The sequence below is a fragment of the Treponema ruminis genome, assembly GCF_014201975.1.
GTDB classification, from domain to species: domain Bacteria; phylum Spirochaetota; class Spirochaetia; order Treponematales; family Treponemataceae; genus Treponema_D; species Treponema_D ruminis.
In genome coordinates this window covers 114,546-135,410 of sequence record NZ_JACHFQ010000010.1, presented here as the reverse complement: position 1 = coordinate 135,410, position 20,865 = coordinate 114,546, and the positions used below count along the sequence as shown (strand labels likewise).

Below are 20,865 nucleotides of genomic sequence, written 5' to 3'. Positions count from 1 at the left end.
TAAGTGTCTACTATTTGGGATTTTCCCTTTTATTTTAGTGTCTACTTTTATGGATCCCTTCTTCTAAATGTGTCTACCATTTGGGGTATATTTTAGGTAAGTCCTTTAGCACGTCCTTCGGCCATTCCCTGTGCCATTCCTTGAGCCATTCCTCTTTCGACGGCTTTCCGTTCCTTTTCCAGAAAGTTCAGCCTTTGCGTGTTATAGTCGCAGATTGCCGTATGAATGGAATTTTCGATAGCCCAGTTGATTTCATCCTGACTTACAGTTAGAAGTGATGATTTTGCATGCATAAGGCCTTCCTCGCTCTTTATGAGGCTTTCGATGTAGTCTTTCTTGCGCTCGTCACTGGCATAAGAAAGAAAGAGTCCCCATTTTTCAAGCTTTGTAAGTTTTTCGGGCGGTGTGCCGATGAGCTTGTGGATTTTTATCAGGTCGAAGAAAATGACATTCAGTTTGCCAGCAAGCTTTTTACCGTCCGTCCTTCTCATATTGTACCACTCAAGTGGCGGAAAGTCATCATCGCTGAAATGAAAATTCAGCACGGAAATCTGATAGGCCGGGGGCGTCTTCCAGTTGTCGCCCTTGCGGTTGGATGAACTTAAAAGTCGTGCTGCCTGAATCTCTGCGCGTGCGGCGTAGTCGTATTCCCTGTTTCTGCACTGAATTTCAAGGTCAATCCGCTCCCCATCATCAAATTTCACGCTGACATCAAAACTCATCTGGTTTTGGTCTTTAACTTCTGATGCTGGCTCGTTAGGCATGAGTTCAAGGTCAACAATATTCCGGTTCAGAATTGTGGAGATAAAGTCTTTCAGGGCCTTGTTGGAATCTTCCGTGTCGGCGGCAAACATTGCCTTAAACGAACTGTCGCATTTTGGATCGAGCAGGGCGGTCGGCGAAGGACGAAGTGTAGTTGTATTTTTCATGCGAACTCCTTTGAATTAATATGTGTAAGCTCTTTTTTCTTACACATATTAATTGCCAAAATTTTTGCAATTTCGGCAATGCAATTGGAAAAAAGTCAGAAAATTCCAAAAAAAATTGCGCTTTCTAAAATTTTGTGGGAATTTCTTAGTCTTTGATGGGCTTTTCTTCATCTTGATTAAATCCCTTTTCTCTTGTTTTTTCCTTCTTTTTTCATTATATTATTTAGTGATAAAGGAATAACCAGTTGATTTATCCAACTTGCGGACTGGGGGCTTGCCCGTATGGGCGGCTGAATCTTGCTAAATAGGAGACGTCTATGTCTATCTTATCTAACAATCACTATCTTTTTACATCAGAATCTGTAAGCGAAGGCCATCCTGACAAACTCTGTGATCAGGTTTCTGACGCTATTCTTGACGCATGTCTTGAAGTCGATCCTTCTTCACACGTTGCTTGCGAAACTTATGCTACGACCGGCATGGTTTTAGTCGGCGGTGAAATCACAACTCACGCAGACGTTGATTTCCAGAAAGTCGTTCGCCAGGTAGTTCGTGACATCGGTTATACTGACGAGGATTTCGGTATTTCTGCTGATTCAATGGCTGTTTTGAACACAATTCACAATCAGTCACCTGACATCAATCAGGGTGTCGTTGGAACTGGCCTCAAAGAGTACGAAGGTCAGCAGGGTGCTGGCGACCAGGGAATCATGTTCGGCTTTGCAACAAATGAAACTCCTGAGTACATGCCGGCAACTTTGGTCTACGCACACAAAATCTTGAAGAGAGCCGCTGAGCTCCGCAAGAACGGAACAATCGCATGGCTCCGTCCGGATTCAAAATCTCAGGTTACAATCGAATACGACGAAAACCACAAGCCTGTCCGAATCGATGCAGTTGTCGTAAGCCACCAGCACAATCCTGAAGTTGATTACGACACAATCAAAAACACTATCATCGAGCAGATTATTAAGCCTGTTCTTGAGCCTACAGGTTTGCTCGACAGCGAGACAAAATACTACATCAACCCGACAGGCCGCTTCGTAGTCGGTGGTCCTCACGGAGATGCTGGTTTGACTGGCCGCAAAATCATCGTTGATACATACGGTGGTGCAGGTCGTCACGGTGGCGGTGCTTTCTCTGGAAAAGACCCTTCAAAGGTTGACCGCTCGGCTGCTTACATGGCACGCTACATCGCTAAGAACATCGTTGCGGCTGGCCTTGCAGAAAGGGCAGAAATCCAGCTTTCTTACGCAATCGGTGTTCCGCACCCGGTTTCAATAATGGTTGAGACTTTCGGCACAGAAAAGGTCGAGAATGCAAAAATCGTTGAGGCTGTAAAGAAAGTATTCGACTGCACACCTGCCGGAATCGAAAAGACTCTGGACTTGCGCCGCCCGATTTATCGTGCAACAAGTACATACGGTCACTTCGGCCGCGACGGCTTCTCTTGGGAAAAGACTGACAAAGTTGAAGAGCTCAAGGCTGCTGTAAAATAAGTTGATTTGAACCTCGTCGTTATGGCGAGGTTTTTTATTTTTCCTACCTGTGCTAAAATGTTCTATAATATATGTCCAATCTTCTTTCACGCGAACAGATTATTGAAGTTTTTTCTCGGTTTAAGGCTCAGAACGAAAATCCCAAGTCGGAACTTGAGTGGACTTCGCCTTTTACGCTTTTGGTGTCGGTGGTTTTGAGTGCTCAGGCTACTGATAAGAGCGTGAACATTGCGACTCGTGAACTTTACAAGGTGGCTGACACTCCGCAGAAAATCCTTGATTTGGGGGAGGATGGGCTGATTCCCTACATAAAGTCAATCGGGCTTTACAAGTCTAAGGCTAAGCATGTGATTGGTCTCTGCCAGAAACTGATTTCTGATTTTGGAGGCCAGGTTCCGCGGAGCCGCGAAGATTTGATGAGTCTTCCGGGTGTCGGGCGAAAAACTGCCAACGTTGTGCTGAATGTGGTTTGGGGTGAGCACACGATGCCGGTGGACACGCATCTGCTTAGAATCGCGCCGAAAATCGGGCTTGCGGAGGGCGACACTCCGGAAAAGGTGGAAAAATCCCTCTTGGAGCGGGTTCCGGACGAGTTCATGGAGCACGCCCACCACTGGCTGATTTTACACGGCCGCTATGTCTGCACGGCTCGCAGCCCAAAGTGCGGAATTTGCATAATTTCCGACATTTGCTTGAACCGCGAATTGTGATAGAATATTGGGGATTTTAAGGGGCGTGCCCCTTAGGTGAAGGGGTAGCGACCAACGAAGTGGGCGCGCAGGGGAAGGCTTTCCCCTCCCATAAGGAGATTTTATGAACGATGTAGCAGAAGGCGCAATGAACGTTGCCAATGAAACCGTCAATCAGATGCAGAATTTCTTTCACGTCAATGAAATCGTAAATTATGTGAAGGAGCCTGCCCACATTATAAAATTTGCAACAGGCTTGATTTCCCTTTTGATTTTCTGGGGCATTTACCGCTTGATTCGTGCTTTTGTTACTCGAGGGGTTTCAAAAAGACTTGAATCTTCTGCCGTCAAAACGGTTTCAAAATTCCTCAGCTATTCTTTTTATATTCTTATTGTGCTCTATGTCCTGGGCCTCTTCGGAATCAACCTTAGCGCAATCTGGGGAGCCATGGGTATCGCCGGTGTTGCAATCGGCTTTGCAGCCCAGACAACCGTAAGCAACTTGATTTCGGGCGTTTTTATCCTCACCGAAAAAACCATGAAAATCGGAGACTTTATCGAAGTTGACGGAATTTCGGGCACGGTTGATAAGGTCAGCCTGCTTTCAATCTGGATTCACACTCCGGACAATCAGTTTATCCGCATCCCAAGCTCGGCAATCATCAACACCAAGCTCAAAAATTATTCCACTTACGATTACCGCCGCTATGTTTTTGACGTGAGCGTTGACTATTCAACTGATTTGGACAAGGCCGTCGAAGTTCTCAAAAGCGTTCCTGAAAAATGTGAATTCGTTATAAAGAACAATCCTGACTACGACTCAAAGGTCCTTCTTACCGATTGCCGCGATTCTGGAATCGGAATGAACCTTATCGTCTGGTGCGAGCGTCCGAATTTCTTCGATCTCAAAACCGAAGTATGCAGGAACGTGGTCAAAGCCTTCAACGAAAACGGCATCAACATTCCGTTCAACCGCGTGGATGTTTCTGTTCTCACGGACAAAACCGTTCCGTCACTTTCTTTTAAAGCATAGTGGACAATAATTTATTTTCTAGAAAAGATTTAAGTCGTCTCATCCTGCCGCTTGTGGCTGAGCAGTTTTTGGCCATGACTATTGGTGCCTGTGATACCGTCATGGTTTCTTCCGTCGGTGAGGCGGGGGTTTCAGGCGTTTCGCTCATTGACCAGCTTACCCAGCTTTTCATCCAGCTTTTTGCGGCTTTTGCGACCGGAGGTGCCGTCGTTTCAAGCCAGTATCTGGGCCACAAATCTGATGATAAGGCTCGTTCTGCGGCCCGGCAGCTTCTCTACATGTCGCTTTTCGTAGCCCTTTTGATTATCGCACTTTGTCTTCCCCTTCGCCGTTTGATTTTGAACTGGATTTACGGTGGTGCAGGCGAGGAAGTCATGCAGAATGCCCTCGTTTATTTTGTTTGGATTTTGCTTTCTTTTCCATTCCTTGCGGTTTACAATTCCTGTGCGGCCCTTTACCGTTCGATGGGCAACAGCAAGATTTCACTCAAAGTCAGTCTGGTCATGAACGCAACGAATATTGCCGGAAACGCTCTTTTGATTTACGGGGCGAAAATCGGTGTCGCCGGTGCGGGAATTGCAACTCTTGCCAGCCGGATGATTGCCGCCTTTGTAATGATTTATCTTCTGGCCCGTCCTTCGGCAAAAAACAGCGGTAGAATCTATCTCGAAAAACTCTGGAAAGTCGAAATCCGCTTTGACATGATCCGAAAAATCCTCAAGGTCGCAATCCCAAGCGGAATCGAAAATTCGGTCTTCCATATCGGAAAAATCCTGGTCTATTCGTTTATGTCGGGCTTCGGTCTGGCGGCAATCGCAGCAAATGCAATCACGAACACGATTGCAAGCTTCTCGAACATTCCGGCACAGGCAATCGGCTTGGCAAGCGTAACTGTAATCGGTCAGTGCATCGGTGCGGGCGAAAAGCAGCAGGCTAAGTCTTACGGCCGCAAGCTGATGAAAGAGGCTTACATCGGCATGTTCACTGTGGCGACGGCGATTTTCATTCTGGCCCCTCTTCTTGTCCGGGCATTCAATCTTTCTGATGAGGCGAGAATCCTTTCAACCGGTGTAATCCGAACCTGTATGGTGGCGAATATTTTCTTCTGGCCGATGTCTTTCACTTTGCCTAATATCCTTCGCGCTTCGGGGGATGCAAAATTCACGATGATTGTCTCAAACATCAGCATGTGGCTTTTCCGCGTTCTCTTCAGCTTCCTGATTTCAAAATATCTTCTATATAAATTCCCTGAGAATACGGCTCTTGCGCTTTACGGAGTATGGTTCGGCATGTACATTGACTGGGTATTCCGGGGCTTGTGCTTTGGAGTGCGCTTCCATAGAAACAAGTGGCTTGATAAAAAGCTTATTTAAATTCTATTTCCATTGTGATATAATATGCTCTAATTTTTAAGGTTCTATTAAGGAGTATTAAAATGAAAAAAGTTGCCTTGATTCTTGCAGCTCTTGCGGCTGTTACTTTGATTTCTTGTGGTTCAACACAGGTTGACCGCTATGAAGCTGGTGCTGATGTAAAAGACCTTTCCGGCTATTGGAACGAGAACGACATCAAAATGGTTTGTGAGGAATTGATTGCCGGCTGTACAGCTTCTCCACGCGTTTCAAAATTTGAGGCTGAAAAGGGCCGTCTTCCAGTTGCAATTGTCGGAAAAATCGCAAACAAGAGCAGCGAGCACATCGATACTGCAATGGTAGCAAAACGCTTCCAGACAGCGATCATCAACAGCGGTGCAATGGAATTCGTTGCAGACAGTGAGCAGCGCCTTGAGCTTCGTGCCGAAAAGAATGACCAGGCAGAAAATGCTTACGAGACAGCAAAATCAATCGGAAACGAACTTGCAGCAGACTTCATGCTTCAGGGAACTGTTCTTTCACACGTTGACCAGGAAGGTCGTGAATCAGTCCGCACATATCAGGTTGACGCTCAGCTGATTGACATCGAGACAAACAAAATCCTCTGGCAGGGTGAAAAGACAATCAGCAAATACGTTAAAAAAGCATCTAAGAAACTCTAATGAAAAGAATTGCCTTTCCAGGCTTTTTACTGCTTCCCCTGCTGGGTACAATAATCTCCTGCGGTTCAACGATGTCCCTTCCTCAGTATTTGGAACATCTTGATTCTGGGGAGTACAAGCCCTGCATTTCGGAGCTGGAAAAGCGAAATGCTCAGGAAAAGAATAATGACCGGATCCGCGACAATTTTGACCTCGCTATGATCCGGCATTATCAGAAAGATTATGATTCTTCTCTTTCGATTCTGAACAGCACTGACCGACTCATGGACGATGCAGTTACAGAAAGCATCACAAAGGGCTTTGCGTCTGCGGTCGCCAATGACAACGCGGCAGAATATAAAGGCAATGCTTACGAATACATTTATATCAACGTTTTTAACGCGCTTAATTATTACAATAAAGGTGATCTTGAAGAGGCGGCTGTTGAAGTCCGTCGCCTGAATGAAAAGCAGCGGAATTATTTGAATCAATATGGCGAATGGATTAAAAATGATGACAGCCAGCTTGAAATTTCCGACACCTATAAAAAACTCCGCCTCGACTCTTCAAAAATTACCGACAATCTTCCCAAAAAGCCAAGTGAGGCAGACATTTTCCGTGATTCTGCTACGGCCCGCTATCTGAGCATTGTTTTTGCGATGATGGATGACAGCGTGAACAACAGCTGGAACGTTTCGGCTGATTCCCGCACATTAAAGGCCCTCAATCCGGAATTCGATGTCCTTGCTGAGTCTTCAATTTCTGACGGCATGGGGCGGCTCGACGTTCTTGCCTTTACCGGCTTGATTGGAAGGCGGGGCGAGAGGCGCCTGATTATCGGGCCTTTCCCTGGAGTTCAGTTCCCGACTGGCAGGCATTTTGTTTATATTCCTGCTTTTGATCTGGAATTCGTTTATCCTGAATTTCCGGCTCCGCAAACAATTTTGCAGCCCCAGGTTATGCCGACTTTTGGCTGGGGACCTTCATTTACGATTTATCCGGGCAAAAATGAAATCATAAAGATGCCGGAAAATACCGTTGATTCTATCCGAATTGTTTTCGACGGCAAGAATAATTCTCAAAACGTCAGTCTTTCGCTTCTCGAGGATTTCAATTATGCAGTTAAGCAGGACGTAAATTCCAAGGCCAGGGCTTCATATTCCAGAAGCGTAAAGAGAAGTATGGTCAAAAAATTTACGGCGGTCGCAGGAGCCACAGTCACCCTGATTCTGGCAGAGGAAGCCGTCAACAAAGAGGAAAATCTTTTTACAATTGCGGCCTATGCGACGACCTATCTGAGTGCGGCTAAGGCTGCTGACCAGATTGACAGAACCGAAACCGCTGATATCCGTCAGGTTTACGCTCTCCCGGCCCAGGCTTATGCGGGTGGAATTGAGCTTCCGGCTGGAAAATATTCTTTCAAAGTTCAGTATTTTGCAAAAAACGGCACTCTTCTAAAGGAAGAAGCCTTTAAAGATATCGAAGTCAAAAATGGTAAAACCGTTTTAGTGGAGTCATCATGTCAAAAGTAAAATCTCATAGCTCAAATCTGATAAGAAAATCTTTGCTCGCATTTTTGCTTTCCCTTGCTCTGGCAGGCTGCGGTTCATCTGGAAACGCTGCCAAAGCTTCCGGCTCTGCGGGCAAATCAAAGGGAATTCCTGACTGGGTTACAGGACCTTCTTCTGCCTATCCAAAGGCTGACTATCTGAGTTCGACAGGTTTTGCGGCTGACAAAAAAGCTGCTGAAATCGATGCCATTAACGAGCTTGTCTCAATTTTCGGGCAGAACGTTACGTCGGCTTCGGCTTCATCAAGAAGAATGCAAAAAGCCCAGAAAGCCGGTGCCGTTGCTGAATTCTCCGACGAATCGGCACTTGGCCAGGATATTCTTCGCGAAGTCAGTCAGAATGATGTGATTGCGGTGGAAATCCCGGAATTCTTTGAGTCAAAATCAGAGGGAAAATGGTATGCCCTGGCTGTCATGAGCCGGGAAAAGGGAACTCAGATTTATTCATCAATGATTGAAAAAAATCAAAAGGAAATCAACTCGATTCTTTCTCAGATTAAGGCCAGCAAGGAGCCTAACGACATGCTCAACTTCTCTCGTCTTGATTTTGCGGAAGAAGTTGCAAAAGTCAACGAGGGCTATTTGAAACGCCTCACGATTTTAAATCCTCCTGCTGCCCAGAATTTTGCTTCGATAAGCACGCCGGTTCAAATCCACAAGCTTAAGATGGAAATGGCGGCAAAAATTCCGGTTTGTGTCCTTGTTGATGAAGATGCTGACGGCCGCATTGCAAAGGCTTTCCAGGAAGTCATGAGTTCTTTCGGCTTTAACACGACCCTGGGCTCAAACGAACGATATGTAATCAGCTGCAAGAATCATTTTTCAGAATCAACAAGTTCCAACGAAAAGACAAAATTCTGTGAGTACGCTTCTGAATGTGCCTTGAACGACACTTACTCAGGTGAAACTCTGGTTCCGCTCAGCATTACCGGCCGCGAAGGTTCGCCAACTTATCAGAATGCGGAAATCCGGGCTAAGCAGAAGATTTCTGCCAAAATCAAGGGCGACTTTGCCAAGTCTTTTGAAAAGTATCTTGGAGATTTTGCAGCTTTTTAAGGGAATTTTTTGAAATTTTATAAAGAATAATTTAAAATATTTTTGCGTGTTTTTAATTTATACTTTATAATAAATTTATCATGCAAAAATTATATCTCGATACAAAAAAGCTGGACGCTTCTTGTCGGGCTTCTTACGGTCTCTCCGAAGAAATAATGATGGAAAATGCGGCCATGGCTCTTGAAACAGCCATCCGCCACCCATATCCATTGAGCGGAGACAGGCGTCAACCGCAAAAAATCCTCATCCTCTGTGGCGGCGGCAATAACGGTGCCGACGGTTACACATTGTCGCGCAAACTGCGTTTTGATTACGACGTAAGCATCATTCAATTTACGGCTCCAGAATCGCCTCTCTGCAAGATTCAGGCTGAGCGTGCTGAAAAGTGCGGAGTCCGCTTTGTCAAGCGCGAAGATTTGTCTTTCTATGATTTAAGATTCACAGACATTATTGTTGATTGTATTTTTGGCAGCGGTTTCCATGGCGAATTTGATGAAAAAACCCGGGCTGCCCTCAATGACATGAATTTGTGCGAGTGTTTTAAAATTGCATGTGATGTTCCTTCCGGTCTTCGTGAGGACGGAACTGTTGCTGAAGGTGCCTTTATCGCTGATTTAACGATAACGATGGGTGCCCTCAAAACTTGTCTTTACAGTGATTGTGCCAAAGATATTGTCGGAACTGTCCAGTGCGCTGATCTTGGAGTCAACCGACGTCTTTATGAAAACTCAAACAACTCAAATCTTGTAAAGGGAATGCTGCTTGAAGCCTCTGATTTGATTCTTCCGCACCGAAAAATCTGCAATGTGAACAAGGGTTCTTTCGGTCATGTTGCGATTGCTTCTGGAGAAAAGCAGGGGGCTGCCGCAATTGCAGGTTCTGCCGCAATCCGTTTTGGAGCAGGGCTTGTCACTCTGGTTCACAAGCACACTTCCAAAAAAGGACTTGATATTTTCCCTGAGCTCATGGTTTCTTCACAAATCCCGGAAAAGACTAATGCCCTTGCCTTTGGAATGGGGCTTGGCTTTGAGGAAGCTGCCTGCCAGGAATATTTTGACTATCTTCTTTCTCATTCAAACATCAAGTGCGTTATCGATGCCGACGCCTGCTACGCTCCTGGCCTTAAAGCCTTCCTTGAAAAAAAGGAAAAGGGCGTTGTCCTCACTCCGCATCCAAAGGAATTCCAGGCTATCCTTAAAAACTGCGACCTGGGCGATTATACAATCGAAGAATGTATTTTAAACCGCATGGAGCTGAGTGAAAAGTTCTGCCGCAAATTCCCCAAAAAGACTCTGGTGCTTAAGGGTGCCAACACAATCATCGCGCATTTTGACGGCAACAAGCACAAGATGTTCGTAAATCCTTTCGGGCGGCCATGTCTTGCAAAAGCAGGAAGCGGAGACGTCTTAAGTGGAATGATTGCGGCCCTGCTTGCCCAGCACCAAAAGACACTTGATGCCGCAATCACGGCTTCTCTGGCTCATTCTCTGGCATCAAGCAAAATCAAGTGCGATTTTGCAATGACGCCATACGATTTGATGCAGGCTCTGGCTGAGTTGTAAGTCTTATCGCCGCTTGCCTAGTTCAATAAAATTCATGTGAGCTTTATCCTTTGCGCTCAGTCTTTTCTGGCCGAGTGTAAAGGATTTTTGATTTTTAGGACCGCCTCGTCTTGCTGAATTCCAGCTTGGCTCGGCCGGGTGCAGGTCGCCTTTTTCGACATAGGCCTTCCATTCTGCAGGCTCAGGCACTTCAAAGCGCATTTTCTGATTTGTAAAGGGGTGGGTGAATTCCAGGGTGCGGGCGTGCAGGCAGAGCCGGCCAAAATTGTCGGTCTTTGCCCGGTAATTCTTGTCGCCAGCGAGTGGATAGCCCTTTGAAGCGAGGTGGGCGCGAATCTGGTTCTTTTTGCCTGTGTCCAGTGAAAGCTCAAAAAGAGTGTGGCTTTTGCCGCGAAGGATTGTCGTGAAGTGGGTGCGGGCAGGAACCGTTTTGGTTTCTTTTTTGGGAACGTAACCCACGTTGTAGGCATTGAAAGCCAGATTGTCGTCGATTAAGCCGGAAAGAGGAAGAAATTTGTGGGGATTGCGGGGATTTTCTGCAAGGGCCCGATAAAGCCGCTCGCTCACCATCTGATGCCAGGAGTCCATAATCTTTTTTTGTGCGCTTTCCGTGAGGGCGAACATCATTACGCCGCTAGTTTCCCGGTCCAGGCGGTGTACGGCAAAAGGCTTGCGTTTGGGCGAGTAGGTGCCCTTTTTGCGCATGATTTCTTCGAGAATTCCGAGTGCGGATTTGCCTTTGCCTTGACTTGGAACGCTTAATAGACCTGTCGGTTTGTTGATTACGCAGATATATTCGTCTTCAAAAAGAATGTCGATTTTTTCATGATTCTTCATGGATAAAATGATAGCGAAAAGCAATAAAATTTGATACTATCTTTCCGTGACTATTGGAACTATTTTAAGAAATAAGAATTTTAAGACTCGCTTTGTTGAATACGTAAGTTATTTCCTGCCGGCTGCAGTGCTGCTCCTGCTTTTTTTTACCCCAATCAGTATTTCGTCATTAAATCTTTATGAAAAGGACGAAGCTCTCTCTCAAGTCTGCGAGATTCTTACATACAGGCTGCCCTTTGATACAAATTTGAACCTGGAATTCGGTTTTGTCAGGATTTTGCTCTGGCTTGTTTATTTCCTTCCATGTTCGGTGCTTTTTTCGATAACGGCCTTTATCCTCAAAAAAAAGTGTGCAGTCAATCTTGCCAAGCTTAACTATGCCTTCATTCTTGCAGGTTTTTCAATTTATCTTTTCTGCATGGCTGTCTGCCTGATTGTAAACGCGAACTGCTTTGCCTGGTTCCTCTCGGTTCCCTTCCATATCTATTTTACTTCTTTGTGTGCGATTCTGGCTCATTTTTATTATTCTTTCTATGGAATTGTCTGCCTGAGAAAGTCAAATCCTGAATACGAAGAATTTGTCAAAATGCGAGAGGAAGATGCTGAAAAATCTCCGGAAATTCAGGCGTCAACCTTGTTTACCATCGCGGGAATTTCTGCCCTGCATAAGCATTTTAAGCACCGGGTAAAGCGCCTTTCAGTTAAAACCAAATTCACTTTTGTCATCACGGGCTTAATCATCGTCATTTTGCTGGCCTTCATGCTTTTGATTTTGAACACTTACAAGAAGATGTTTATCGAGGCCGTAAGTGATGTAGGCCGGGCTCAGGCTGAGCAGACGGCGGCGGTTTATGATTCAGCGGATGGCCGCAACGACAAGATTTCTGCCTTTTTTGAGGAACTTCGCGTATCGAATGACTATGCCGAGACTCCTTTTGAGCGAATTGACATCATCGTAACCTATGACAAGGAGCCGGTGGTTTATCTTGAAACCTGGGAACCAAATACGGAGCTTCCGAATTTCAATACTTTCGCCTATACCACAGGAAAGCCGAAGACGATCGATGAGGAAGAAAAGTCCCTCACAAGCGAGCAGGCTGTTGATTACCTCAAGCGTTACAAGAGCGAGGCCTACAAAAAGGATTACGTTTACAGCAAGACAAATAAAACCTGTAAATACATTTATCCGGTCACATTCTCCCGAAAAGCCGGCAAAAAACTCACTGGATTTGCAATCGTTACTTACAAGCAGCAGGTTTTGATGCGTCAGTATTTCAGGACCAAGGTCTTTGTCTTCACTCTGATTTCAATTTTCCTCTATCTTTCTGTGATTTTCTCGATTTTGCTGGCGGATTTCATTTTCAACCCCTTGCTCTTCCTGCGTAAAAACGTCAAAAAGACTTCGCGGGCAATCGAAAAGATTCTGGGCGGCACGGCTAAAAATGCCTCAAACACGCTCAAATTCTACGACACAATCAAGACAAAGGACGAAATCAAGGACCTGTCGCTGGAAATCGGTGAAATGGTCGGCCTGATTAAGGGGATCATGCCATACGTTTCATTCTCGACCCTGCAGCACGCTGAAAAAGTGAGCGACAGTGACGGCAAAAAGAGCAACAGCACCACTTCCCGCGATTTGTGCTTCCTCTTTACGGATATCCGGGGATTTACTTCGCTCTGCGAGGGAATGCCTCCAAAGAAAGTTGTTGAAATCCTTAACCGCTACCTCGAAATTGAGACTCAGATTATCCTGGACAACAACGGCGACATCGATAAATTCGTCGGCGATGAAATGATGGCCTTCTTCTCCGGCCCCCGCAAGGAAATTAATGCCTGCAAGGCGGCTATGGAAATCAGGGCGGCAATGCGTGAGCAGCAGCAGATTTCAATGGAAGACGGCACGACCTACGTTTCAATCGGAATCGGAATCAACTCGGGCAAAGTCACTTTCGGTCCGGTCGGTTCACGCGCGCGAAAGGATTTCACTTCAATCGGTGATGCGGTAAATCTCGCAGCCCGGCTTGAGGGAGCCAACAAGGCTTACGGCTCAAAATCAATCATCACTGAGACCGTTTATCAGAAACTCCGTGACATGTTCATCTGCCGTGAGCTGGACTTCATTACGGTCAAGGGAAAAACCGAGCCAGTCCGAATCTACGAAATTTTGCAGCAGAAGACTCAGGCGACAAAGGCCAATTCAGCGAATAAACTTCTTGAAATAAAGGAACTCTTTGAGACCGGCTTGAAATTCTACCGCGAGCAGGAATGGGAAAAGAGCGAGGGCTGTTTCTCGGAATGTGCCCTCAAATACAATGACATGCCGTCTGTAGTCTTCCTGGACAGAATCCGGCACTTTAAGGTAAATCCGCCGCCAAAAGACTGGGACGGTGTATTTAAAATGGTAGTAAAATAAGGGAAAGAAAATATGAATCTATCTGCTGAAATTGAATTCAAAGTTGATTTTAACGACTGCGATCCCATGCGGATTGTCTGGCATGGAAATTACATAAATTATTTTGAGCGAGCCCGCTGCGCCCTTCTCGACAAAATCGGCTACAACTACATCGATATGGAAAATTCCGGCTACAGTTTCCCGGTCACGGAAGTCAAGGCCAAGTACATGAAATCCCTGCGCTTTGGAGATGTCTGCCGGGCAAAGGCCACCCTTATCGAATACGAAAACATGATTAAAATCGAATTCGAGCTTTACAACGCAAAAAGCGGCGAGCTGACCACAAAGGGCATGGTAAGCCAGATGTGCGTTGAAATGGCAAGCGGAAAGACTCAGTTTTTCTGCCCCAAATGCTTTACCGAGAAAGTCGAGCATTTCCTTTCAAATGGGGGATTTGATTAATGAAGAAGTTCCTGTCGCTTTCTTTGATTTCCTTCCTTCTTCCGGCCCTTCTTTTTGCTCAGCCGGCTGATTCTCAAAAAGATGAAGAAGAATTTGCCCGGGTTTGTCAGGAGATTTCTTCCAAAAAAATCACGAAAGGCGATTTCCGCCAGTTAAAATTCATCCACCGGCTCAAGCGCGAGATGGTTTCAAATGGAATTTTCGTGATTTCAGCGGACGACGGCATTCTCTGGCAGACTCAGAAGCCTTATTTTTCGACTATGGCCATGACAAAGTCCGCTATCATTCAGACTAACGCAAAGGGCAAAAAATCAGTGATTTCGGCAGAGTCAAATGCGACTTTCGACCAGTTTTCAAAGGTTCTTTCGTCGGTTTTTACGGGAAATGCCGGAGTTCTCACGGAAAATTTTGAAGTCGAGTTTATCGGGAGCACGGACAACTGGAGCATCAACCTGATTCCAAAAAATTCTTCGGTAAAAAAGGTCGTTGAGGAAATTGAAATGGTCGGAAAAATTTCAATCGATTTGATGACGATTCATGAGCCGAACGGAGATTATATCCGCTACGAATTTCTGACTCATATTTACCCGGATTCATTGACTGAGGAAGAAAAAGCCCTGTTCGGTAAAAACTAGCAGATAATATGAAAAAAAACTTTCTTTTTGCCTGGATTTCCTTCCATGCCCTGATTTTTCTCTCTTTTTTGATTTCGCTTGTCCTGTCACCCAAATTCAATTTTGCCACCAGCCTTTTTGACATTCTGCCACCTTCTTCCGGCCTGCGTGAAGTTCAGGAGGCGGACACAAAACTTGCGGCTAAGACCGGCCGGACAGTGACGATTCTGGTCAGGGGTCATTCTTTTGACCTTGCAAAAGATGCGGCTGAGAAATTTTACTTTTCCTATGCGGACGATAAGGGGCAGGTTCAGGCTGATTATTTTGATTCCCTTTCGCTTTTTGTAGATTCTTCTTCAATTGCGCAAATTACGGCCTGGCTGCACGAAAACCGCTTTGTCCTTCTTGATGACGAGACCCGCGCTCTTTTGGAAAATGGCGGGGCAGAAGAGCTTGCCGATGAAGCCCTTGCTTCTGTTTACGGGGCCTTTAATTTTTCCGACCTGTCTTATCTTGAGGAAGATCCTTTTTTGCTGAGCGAGAGGACTTTAAGGCATTTTCTTGAGGGCGGGGCCCTTTCTGCCAGCGGCATGGCCCTGCGCGACGACGTGCTTGCGGCTGAAAAGGACGGCCTTTTTTATGTTCTGATTCGAGGAAGGATTTCTGAAAAGGGGGCTTCCCTGACCGGCAAAAAAAGCGCCGTCAAAAGCATTTACGAAAGGGCGGATTTTTTGCAGAAGAATTACAGCGGCGAGGGAAAGAAGGTCGATTTTGTTTTTTCCGGCGTGCCTTTCCACAGCTACGAGAACGCAAGTTCTGCCCAAAAGCAGATTTCACTGATTTCGACTGTCGCCCTTATCCTGATTTTTTTCCTCTTCCTGCTGATTTTCCGCTCCCTTCTTCCGGCCTTTGTTTCGGCTCTGGCCGTGGCTTTTTCATGCGGCGTGGGACTGATTTCGGTTCTGCTCTTTTTCCGGGGAATCCACATACTGACTTTTGTTTTCGGAACGACCCTGATCGGAACTTGTCTTGATTATTCGATTCATTTTTTTGTGAACTGGAAGGGTAATCCTGCCTGTGATTCGGGCGAGGCGGTCCGCAAAGATATTTTCCGGGGCGTGACCCTGGGCTTTGCTTCCACGGAGATTTGTTTTCTTGCCCTCTTTTTTGCGCCATTCCCGCTTTTAAAGCAGGTGAGCGCCTTTTTGTTTACAGGCCTGGCAAGTTCATGGCTTTCTGTCGTTGCTCTTTATCCAATGCTGAAAATGCCGGAGAAAAAGAATTTCCTTACGCTTGCTGCCAGAACGAAAAAGCTGAGGCTCCTTCCTCTTTTGCTTGTGATTTTCTCGCTGGCCGTCATTTTCTTTAACCGCCAGTCTCTTAAGATTGAGAATAACATCCAGGAACTTTATTCGATGTCGCCAGAAATGCTTGAGAACGAAATTACCTCGGCCAAAATCCTGAATACCGGGACAAGCGGCTGGTATTTTATCCTCAAGGCTGATTCTCAGGAAGAACTTTTGCAGAAAAACGAGGAACTCTGCGCCTTTTTGGACCAGCAGATAAAGTCTTCCAAATTAAAGAATTATCTTTCTGTAGCCCAGTTTATTCCCTCGCAAAAAAGGCAGAAGGAAAATTATGAGGCGGCGGAAAATCTTCTGCCTCTGGCTGGGGCTCAGTACGAGGCTCTGGGATTTGACGGCATTAATTATGAAGAAAATTACCGGGCAAGGGAAAATCAGTTTCTACTGCCCTCGGACTCAAATCTTCCGCTCGTGATTCAGGATGCGGTTTCAAATCTCTGGATTGGCCAGCTTGACGGTAAATTTTATTCCTGCGCCATGCCCCTTCATGTAAAGCCTGAGGAAGAGGGCTTTTTCCGGGAATATTCTGCCAGCCACGATGGGATTTTCTTTGTGAACAAGGTCAGGGATATTTCGGCCCAGCTCGACATTCTTTCAAAATCCATGCTCAAAATGCTTGGCCTTGCCTTTGTCCTTGTGATTGTCATTCTTGCTTTCTTTTATAAGCCCAAACTTCTTTTGAAAATTGCGGCCCTTCCGCTTTTAGTGACTATGGTGACGACGGCCCTGCTGATTTTCGCGAAAATTCACATCAGTTTCTTTCCGATTACGGCCCTTGTGCTTGTGTTCGGGCTGGGACTGGATTACATAATTTACGCAGTTGAGGGAAGCGGACAAAAATCCAGCCTCAATACTTTTGCCATCCTGCTTTCATTCGTAACGACGGCTCTTTCTTTTGGCGCCCTTGCACTCTCAAATTTTCCGCCGGTCCATACTCTGGGACTGACGGTTTTTGTGGGATTGACGACTGCCGTGCTCGGGGCCTTTTGCCTTGAAGACTAAAAGCTGACTGTCCAGGATTTTTCCTGGCTGGTGCAGAGAAGTTCGCCCAGTGAGAGGGTTTCCCTGACACTTTTTTTGCCGTCCGGGGAAGAAAGGGCGATTGTAAGCTTGCCGTTGATTATTTCGTCGGCAAAAGACGGGCCGTACATTGATGCGAGCAGGTCTCGGTATTCGCTCACAGACATTTTTTCGCCAATCAGGGCCGGAACCATCATTAAATCCAGATAGGATTTTGCATCTTCGGAAAGAAGGCTGTAAAAGGCCGTGATTTGCTTGGGGCCCAGAGTGAGAGTGAGGGAATTCGAGCTTTTTGTGATTAATTTGCTGCTTGAAAGCGGGTGGCTCGAAAGATTCGGGAGAGTGCCGCTTGTCGCAATTTCAGTGGGACTTGGAAGAGTCGCGCTTGTATTTGTTGCTCCGGCAGATTTTAACACCAGAAGAACGTCGTCCTTATTGAAAAGGGGGGAGTTGGGGTCGGCACCGGTTGCAGCCTGTAAGGTTTTGGCGGTGGCGGCAGAAAATCCTGTTGAAAAGAAAATTACCGCTTCGTCGGCCTTGCCAGCCTTGACGGAGATTTGAGGAAGGCATGATGTGAAAATCAGCGGGAAAAGTATTGCTGAGAGGATAATCCATGCCCCGTTATGGAGCCGTGGCGAAGCCAGTGCGGAGCACCGAGCGAGAGCGAGCGGCGGAACAACGGCAGCGAGAAAATCCTGGCCCAAAAAATTTTTAATCTTCATATTAACCTATAAAACACTGTTGAGCGGAAGGGTTACCCGAATTCCACTTGCGAGGACCAGGCCGGTCGTGAGGCTTTTTGAGAAAGACATTGCCGCTCCGTCCGTGTCGTTGAAGACAGTATAATGGATATCCTGGACAAATGAAACAAAAGTTTTTCCGACCTGGAAGCTTGGAGTGCTGAAAGCGGCGCCGATAATTCCCGGGAAAAATGAATTTTTGATTTCGTAATCTGAATTGCCCGGAAGATGGGGTTTGCCGGCTTGAATTACGGGGCCTGCAAAAACACGAACGAATTCATTCATGGTCAGGGAGAAAACAAGAGGAATCTGCACGTTGTCCGTTCCGGCGTCGTAGCGGATGTAAGCTCCCAAGCCCGGCTGCAAGGTTTTTCCTGCATAGCGGGCGTGAATCATGGTGTCAAAGCCACGGCAGTTGAGGCGGAAATAATCCGGTGTGACCATGCTCCAGTCGAGTGAAAGGGATGCGTCCAGAATCAAAGACTGAAGGAAGGAATTGCTGCTGCCCGCAACCTGATTTGAGTAAGAGACAGTCCTGCTTTTTGAAGGGCTGGAAGATGCGGATGATGATGAAGCGGCTCCGGAATTTTCTGCTGATGAAGAAGATTTTCTTGAATCGACCAGCAGTTCTGAATTTGAGGCCGGAAGATAGCGGCGTGTGCAAAAATAGTGGGACTTCCAGTAGGCTTCCTTGAGTGAGGAAATGATTACGCCTGTGTTGGGGCCGTCGCTTGCCGCGTGGATGAACTGGCTTGAACCGATGTAAAGTCCGACGTGCGAAATCTGACCGCTGGCAGTCGTCTTGAAGAATACCAGGTCTCCTGCCTCGCGCTCGCTTGCGCTTACTTCGCTGCAGAAATTGTAGATGGCTTTTGTGGTGCGGGGGAGCTGGACTCCGATTGATTCGCGTGAAACAGTGAAAATCAAGCCGGAACAGTCGAATGAATTGGGACCGATTCCACCGGATGCGTATGGTTTTCCGATAAATTGCTTTGAATAATCGACCAGCTTTTGTCTTGTGATTGCGGCTTCGCCAGGGCTCATTTTGATTTCATTTTGCGCGCACAGTTGTGGAACAATCAGTACAAAAAGAAAAAATGCAAATGTGTAAAAAACGGCTTTTCGTGTGCTCATGTATTGATTATCGGAGGAAAAAGCATGGGCTTAAAGTGTTGGAATAAAATTACTGGCTGTTTCAAACCATGCTCTCGGCGGGAACATGCCAAAAAGCTCGCGGTGAACAAGTTCAAGCGAGCTTTTGTCATAACCCCGCCTACGCATGGTTTGGAATAGTCGGCTATTTTACAATTTCTGCCAATGCTTTTTTCATACCGTTTTTCTGGATGTCAGCCAAGTGGCCTGCGACTGCGGCTTCGAGGCCGGCGTATTTTGTGAGGTCTTCTTTCCAGAACTCTACGTTGCTCAAGACTTTGTTTGCCTTAACTTTTGCGTCTTTTGTCTCTTTGTTGAGGGCTGCGAAGAATTCGAGGACTGGCAGGGTGTCGAGGTTTTCGTATTCGCCTTCATCGCGTTTTGAAATGAGGCATTTCTGACCCTTTGCGTTGTCCTTGATTTCTGTTCCGTTGTAGAAAGAAATGAGGGCTGCGATTGAGAAGCCGAGCAATTTTGGAACTGAGCCGTTCTTTTTGATTGACTGAGTTACGCTTGGCAAGCATCGTGTCCAGTATTTGGCAACTGAGTTTAAAGAAATCTCGATGAGGCGGTGCGGGTTGAATGGATTCTGGAAGCGTGTCCAGACGTCCTGTGCGTATTTTTTGAGGTCTTCCTGATCGCCGTCGATTGAAGGAACGATTTCGTTGAAGATGATGTCGTGCATGAATTTCTGAGCGTCAGCGTTTGGCTCGTTGAAGCCGCTTCCGACTTTTTCTGAGCAGACGATGTCCTGAACATAGTTGCTTCCTGCAAGGTAAGCTGCCAGAACAGAAGATGTGTGTGCGCCGTTCAAGATGCGGACTTTGCGTGTGTGGTAGTAGTCCATGTTCTGAACCCACTTAACTGAAAGGCCTGCCTTAACGAGTGGGAGTTCATCTTCGTGCGGTTTTTTAGATTCGATAACCCAGAAGTGGAAGAGCTCTGCTGAGTCGAGGAGCTTGTCCTCGTAGCCGAGTTTTTCGCAGAGGTTTTCAGCCTGAGTTTTACCGTTTTCTTCTTTAGAAAGGAGCGGGAAATATCCCGGAACAATGCGGTCAACGAGACATGAACAGACGTCACATGCTTCGTCGAACCAGTTGATGAAGTCCGGTCCCAGCTGCCACATTTCTGCGTAGCGGAGGATGTTGATTCGGAGGTTGAGGCCTGCCTGGTCAGAAAGCTCACAAGGAATCAAAATCATGCCTTTAGAAAGGTCGCCCTTGAAAGCCTGGAATCTCTTGTAAAGGAAGGCTGTTACTTTTGCAGGGAAGTTTTTCTGTGGCTTCTGGTCGAGTGTAACTGGAACGCCGTCGATTTCTGAGTCAAAGCGGATTCCTGCCTCTGTTGTGTTTGAAACGATGAAGCGCAAGTCCGGGCTTGAAGCCAAAGCGATGTATTCGTCATAGTTTGTGTACGGGTTGATTGAGCGGCTTACTGAGTTGATGCAGCGTGTCTCAACTGTTGGTTTGCCGTCTTTCATGCCGCGGAGGACTGTTGTGTAAAGGTTGTCCTGCGCGTTCATTGCGTCAATCATGCCTTTTTCGAGAGGCTGAACGATTACGATGTTTCCGTTGAAGCCTGCTTTTTCGTTTGCAATATCAATCTGCCAGTCTACGAAAGCGCGCAAGAATCCGCCTTCACCGAACTGAAGAACTTTTTCCGGGCGCTGAACTGTTTTCATTACGTCTTTAATAGATTTGAGAGCCATATTTGAACCTCCGAATGTCTCTGGGAGAAGTGAAAAGCACTTCCATAAATTCTATAATAATTTTATAATCCCGAAACCTGAAAAATCATATAGCGATTATTGACACCTTTTTGATAAAAACCGTGGAAAAAAGCTGAAATATGAAAAATTCCGAACAATATACGGAATAGACAAATTTTGCAAAATCTCTTTGCAAAAGACATATAAAACTTGTAAAAATAGGA

Annotated in this window: 17 protein-coding genes; 12 read left to right on the top strand and 5 right to left on the bottom strand. The window is 46.2% G+C overall.

All coding sequences use genetic code 11. The features are described from left to right. Nucleotides 1-92: 92 nt before the first annotated feature. Nucleotides 93-929, bottom strand: coding sequence for a PD-(D/E)XK nuclease family transposase (locus HNP76_RS13855; protein ID WP_184661576.1), 837 nt, complete (start codon nucleotides 927-929; stop codon nucleotides 93-95). A gap of 317 nt (nucleotides 930-1,246) precedes the next feature. Between HNP76_RS13855 and metK the strand changes: the two genes are divergently transcribed. The 8 genes from metK to HNP76_RS13815 all read left to right on the top strand — a co-directional run bounded on the left by metK (nucleotide 1,247) and on the right by HNP76_RS13815 (nucleotide 10,352). Further along, nucleotides 1,247-2,428: a methionine adenosyltransferase gene (gene metK / locus HNP76_RS13850; protein ID WP_184661574.1), complete on the top strand. Its 1,182-nt coding sequence runs from the start codon at nucleotides 1,247-1,249 to the stop codon at nucleotides 2,426-2,428. Nucleotides 2,429-2,499: 71 nt separating this feature from the next. Next, nucleotides 2,500-3,138, top strand: coding sequence for an endonuclease III (gene nth / locus HNP76_RS13845; protein ID WP_184661572.1), 639 nt, complete (start codon nucleotides 2,500-2,502; stop codon nucleotides 3,136-3,138). Between the two features lie 103 nt (nucleotides 3,139-3,241). Continuing rightward, a complete protein-coding gene (locus HNP76_RS13840) occupies nucleotides 3,242-4,150 on the top strand; it encodes a mechanosensitive ion channel family protein (RefSeq protein ID WP_184661570.1) in 909 nt (302 codons plus the stop codon). Nucleotides 4,151-4,203: 53 nt separating this feature from the next. Next, nucleotides 4,204-5,523 carry an MATE family efflux transporter gene (locus HNP76_RS13835; protein ID WP_246462674.1) on the top strand — a complete coding sequence of 440 codons (1,320 nt, stop codon included), beginning with the start codon at nucleotides 4,204-4,206 and terminating at the stop codon, nucleotides 5,521-5,523. 62 nt (nucleotides 5,524-5,585) lie between these two features. Further along, a complete protein-coding gene (locus tag HNP76_RS13830; protein ID WP_184661566.1) occupies nucleotides 5,586-6,185 on the top strand; it encodes a penicillin-binding protein activator LpoB in 600 nt (199 codons plus the stop codon). Continuing rightward, entirely contained in the window at nucleotides 6,185-7,696 is a 1,512-nt protein-coding gene (locus HNP76_RS13825) for a COG3014 family protein (RefSeq protein WP_184661564.1), read from the top strand. Before HNP76_RS13830 ends, HNP76_RS13825 begins: the two co-directional genes overlap by 1 nt. Beyond that, nucleotides 7,684-8,790 (top strand): LPP20 family lipoprotein, encoded by a 1,107-nt coding sequence (locus HNP76_RS13820; protein ID WP_184661562.1) that lies wholly within the window; start codon nucleotides 7,684-7,686, stop codon nucleotides 8,788-8,790. The genes HNP76_RS13825 and HNP76_RS13820 overlap by 13 nt, the downstream gene beginning before the upstream one ends. 80 nt (nucleotides 8,791-8,870) lie before the next feature. Further along, nucleotides 8,871-10,352, top strand: a complete 1,482-nt coding sequence (locus HNP76_RS13815; protein WP_184661560.1) for an NAD(P)H-hydrate dehydratase — start codon at nucleotides 8,871-8,873, stop codon at nucleotides 10,350-10,352. 3 nt (nucleotides 10,353-10,355) lie between these two features. Here the strand turns inward: HNP76_RS13815 and HNP76_RS13810 are convergent, their stop codons facing one another. Next, nucleotides 10,356-11,189, bottom strand: coding sequence for an RluA family pseudouridine synthase (locus tag HNP76_RS13810; RefSeq protein ID WP_184661558.1), 834 nt, complete (start codon nucleotides 11,187-11,189; stop codon nucleotides 10,356-10,358). Nucleotides 11,190-11,235: 46 nt separating this feature from the next. Between HNP76_RS13810 and HNP76_RS14480 the strand changes: the two genes are divergently transcribed. The 4 genes from HNP76_RS14480 to HNP76_RS13790 are packed head-to-tail and all read left to right on the top strand — an operon-like array spanning nucleotide 11,236 to nucleotide 17,023. Next, entirely contained in the window at nucleotides 11,236-13,602 is a 2,367-nt protein-coding gene (locus HNP76_RS14480; RefSeq protein WP_184661556.1) for an adenylate/guanylate cyclase domain-containing protein, read from the top strand. Nucleotides 13,603-13,614: 12 nt separating this feature from the next. Continuing rightward, a complete protein-coding gene (locus tag HNP76_RS13800) occupies nucleotides 13,615-14,043 on the top strand; it encodes an acyl-CoA thioesterase (protein WP_184661555.1) in 429 nt (142 codons plus the stop codon). Further along, nucleotides 14,043-14,678, top strand: coding sequence for a LolA family protein (locus HNP76_RS13795; RefSeq protein WP_184661553.1), 636 nt, complete (start codon nucleotides 14,043-14,045; stop codon nucleotides 14,676-14,678). The genes HNP76_RS13800 and HNP76_RS13795 overlap by 1 nt, the downstream gene beginning before the upstream one ends. An 8-nt stretch (nucleotides 14,679-14,686) precedes the next feature. Beyond that, the gene (locus HNP76_RS13790; protein ID WP_184661551.1) at nucleotides 14,687-17,023 is read left to right on the top strand and encodes an MMPL family transporter; all 2,337 of its coding nucleotides are present in this window, start codon (nucleotides 14,687-14,689) and stop codon (nucleotides 17,021-17,023) included. Here the strand turns inward: HNP76_RS13790 and HNP76_RS13785 are convergent. The 3 genes from HNP76_RS13785 to HNP76_RS13775 form a co-directional block, all read right to left on the bottom strand. Beyond that, nucleotides 17,020-17,763: a hypothetical protein gene (locus HNP76_RS13785; RefSeq protein WP_184661549.1), complete on the bottom strand. Its 744-nt coding sequence runs from the start codon at nucleotides 17,761-17,763 to the stop codon at nucleotides 17,020-17,022. The two genes, HNP76_RS13790 and HNP76_RS13785, sit on opposite strands and share 4 nt — an antisense overlap. A gap of 6 nt (nucleotides 17,764-17,769) precedes the next feature. Further along, on the bottom strand, nucleotides 17,770-18,915 hold the full coding sequence (locus tag HNP76_RS13780; RefSeq protein ID WP_184661548.1) for a C40 family peptidase: 1,146 nt from the start codon (nucleotides 18,913-18,915) through the stop codon (nucleotides 17,770-17,772). A gap of 163 nt (nucleotides 18,916-19,078) precedes the next feature. Continuing rightward, the gene (locus HNP76_RS13775) at nucleotides 19,079-20,641 is read right to left on the bottom strand and encodes a tagaturonate reductase (protein WP_184661546.1); all 1,563 of its coding nucleotides are present in this window, start codon (nucleotides 20,639-20,641) and stop codon (nucleotides 19,079-19,081) included. Nucleotides 20,642-20,865: the final 224 nt, after the last annotated feature.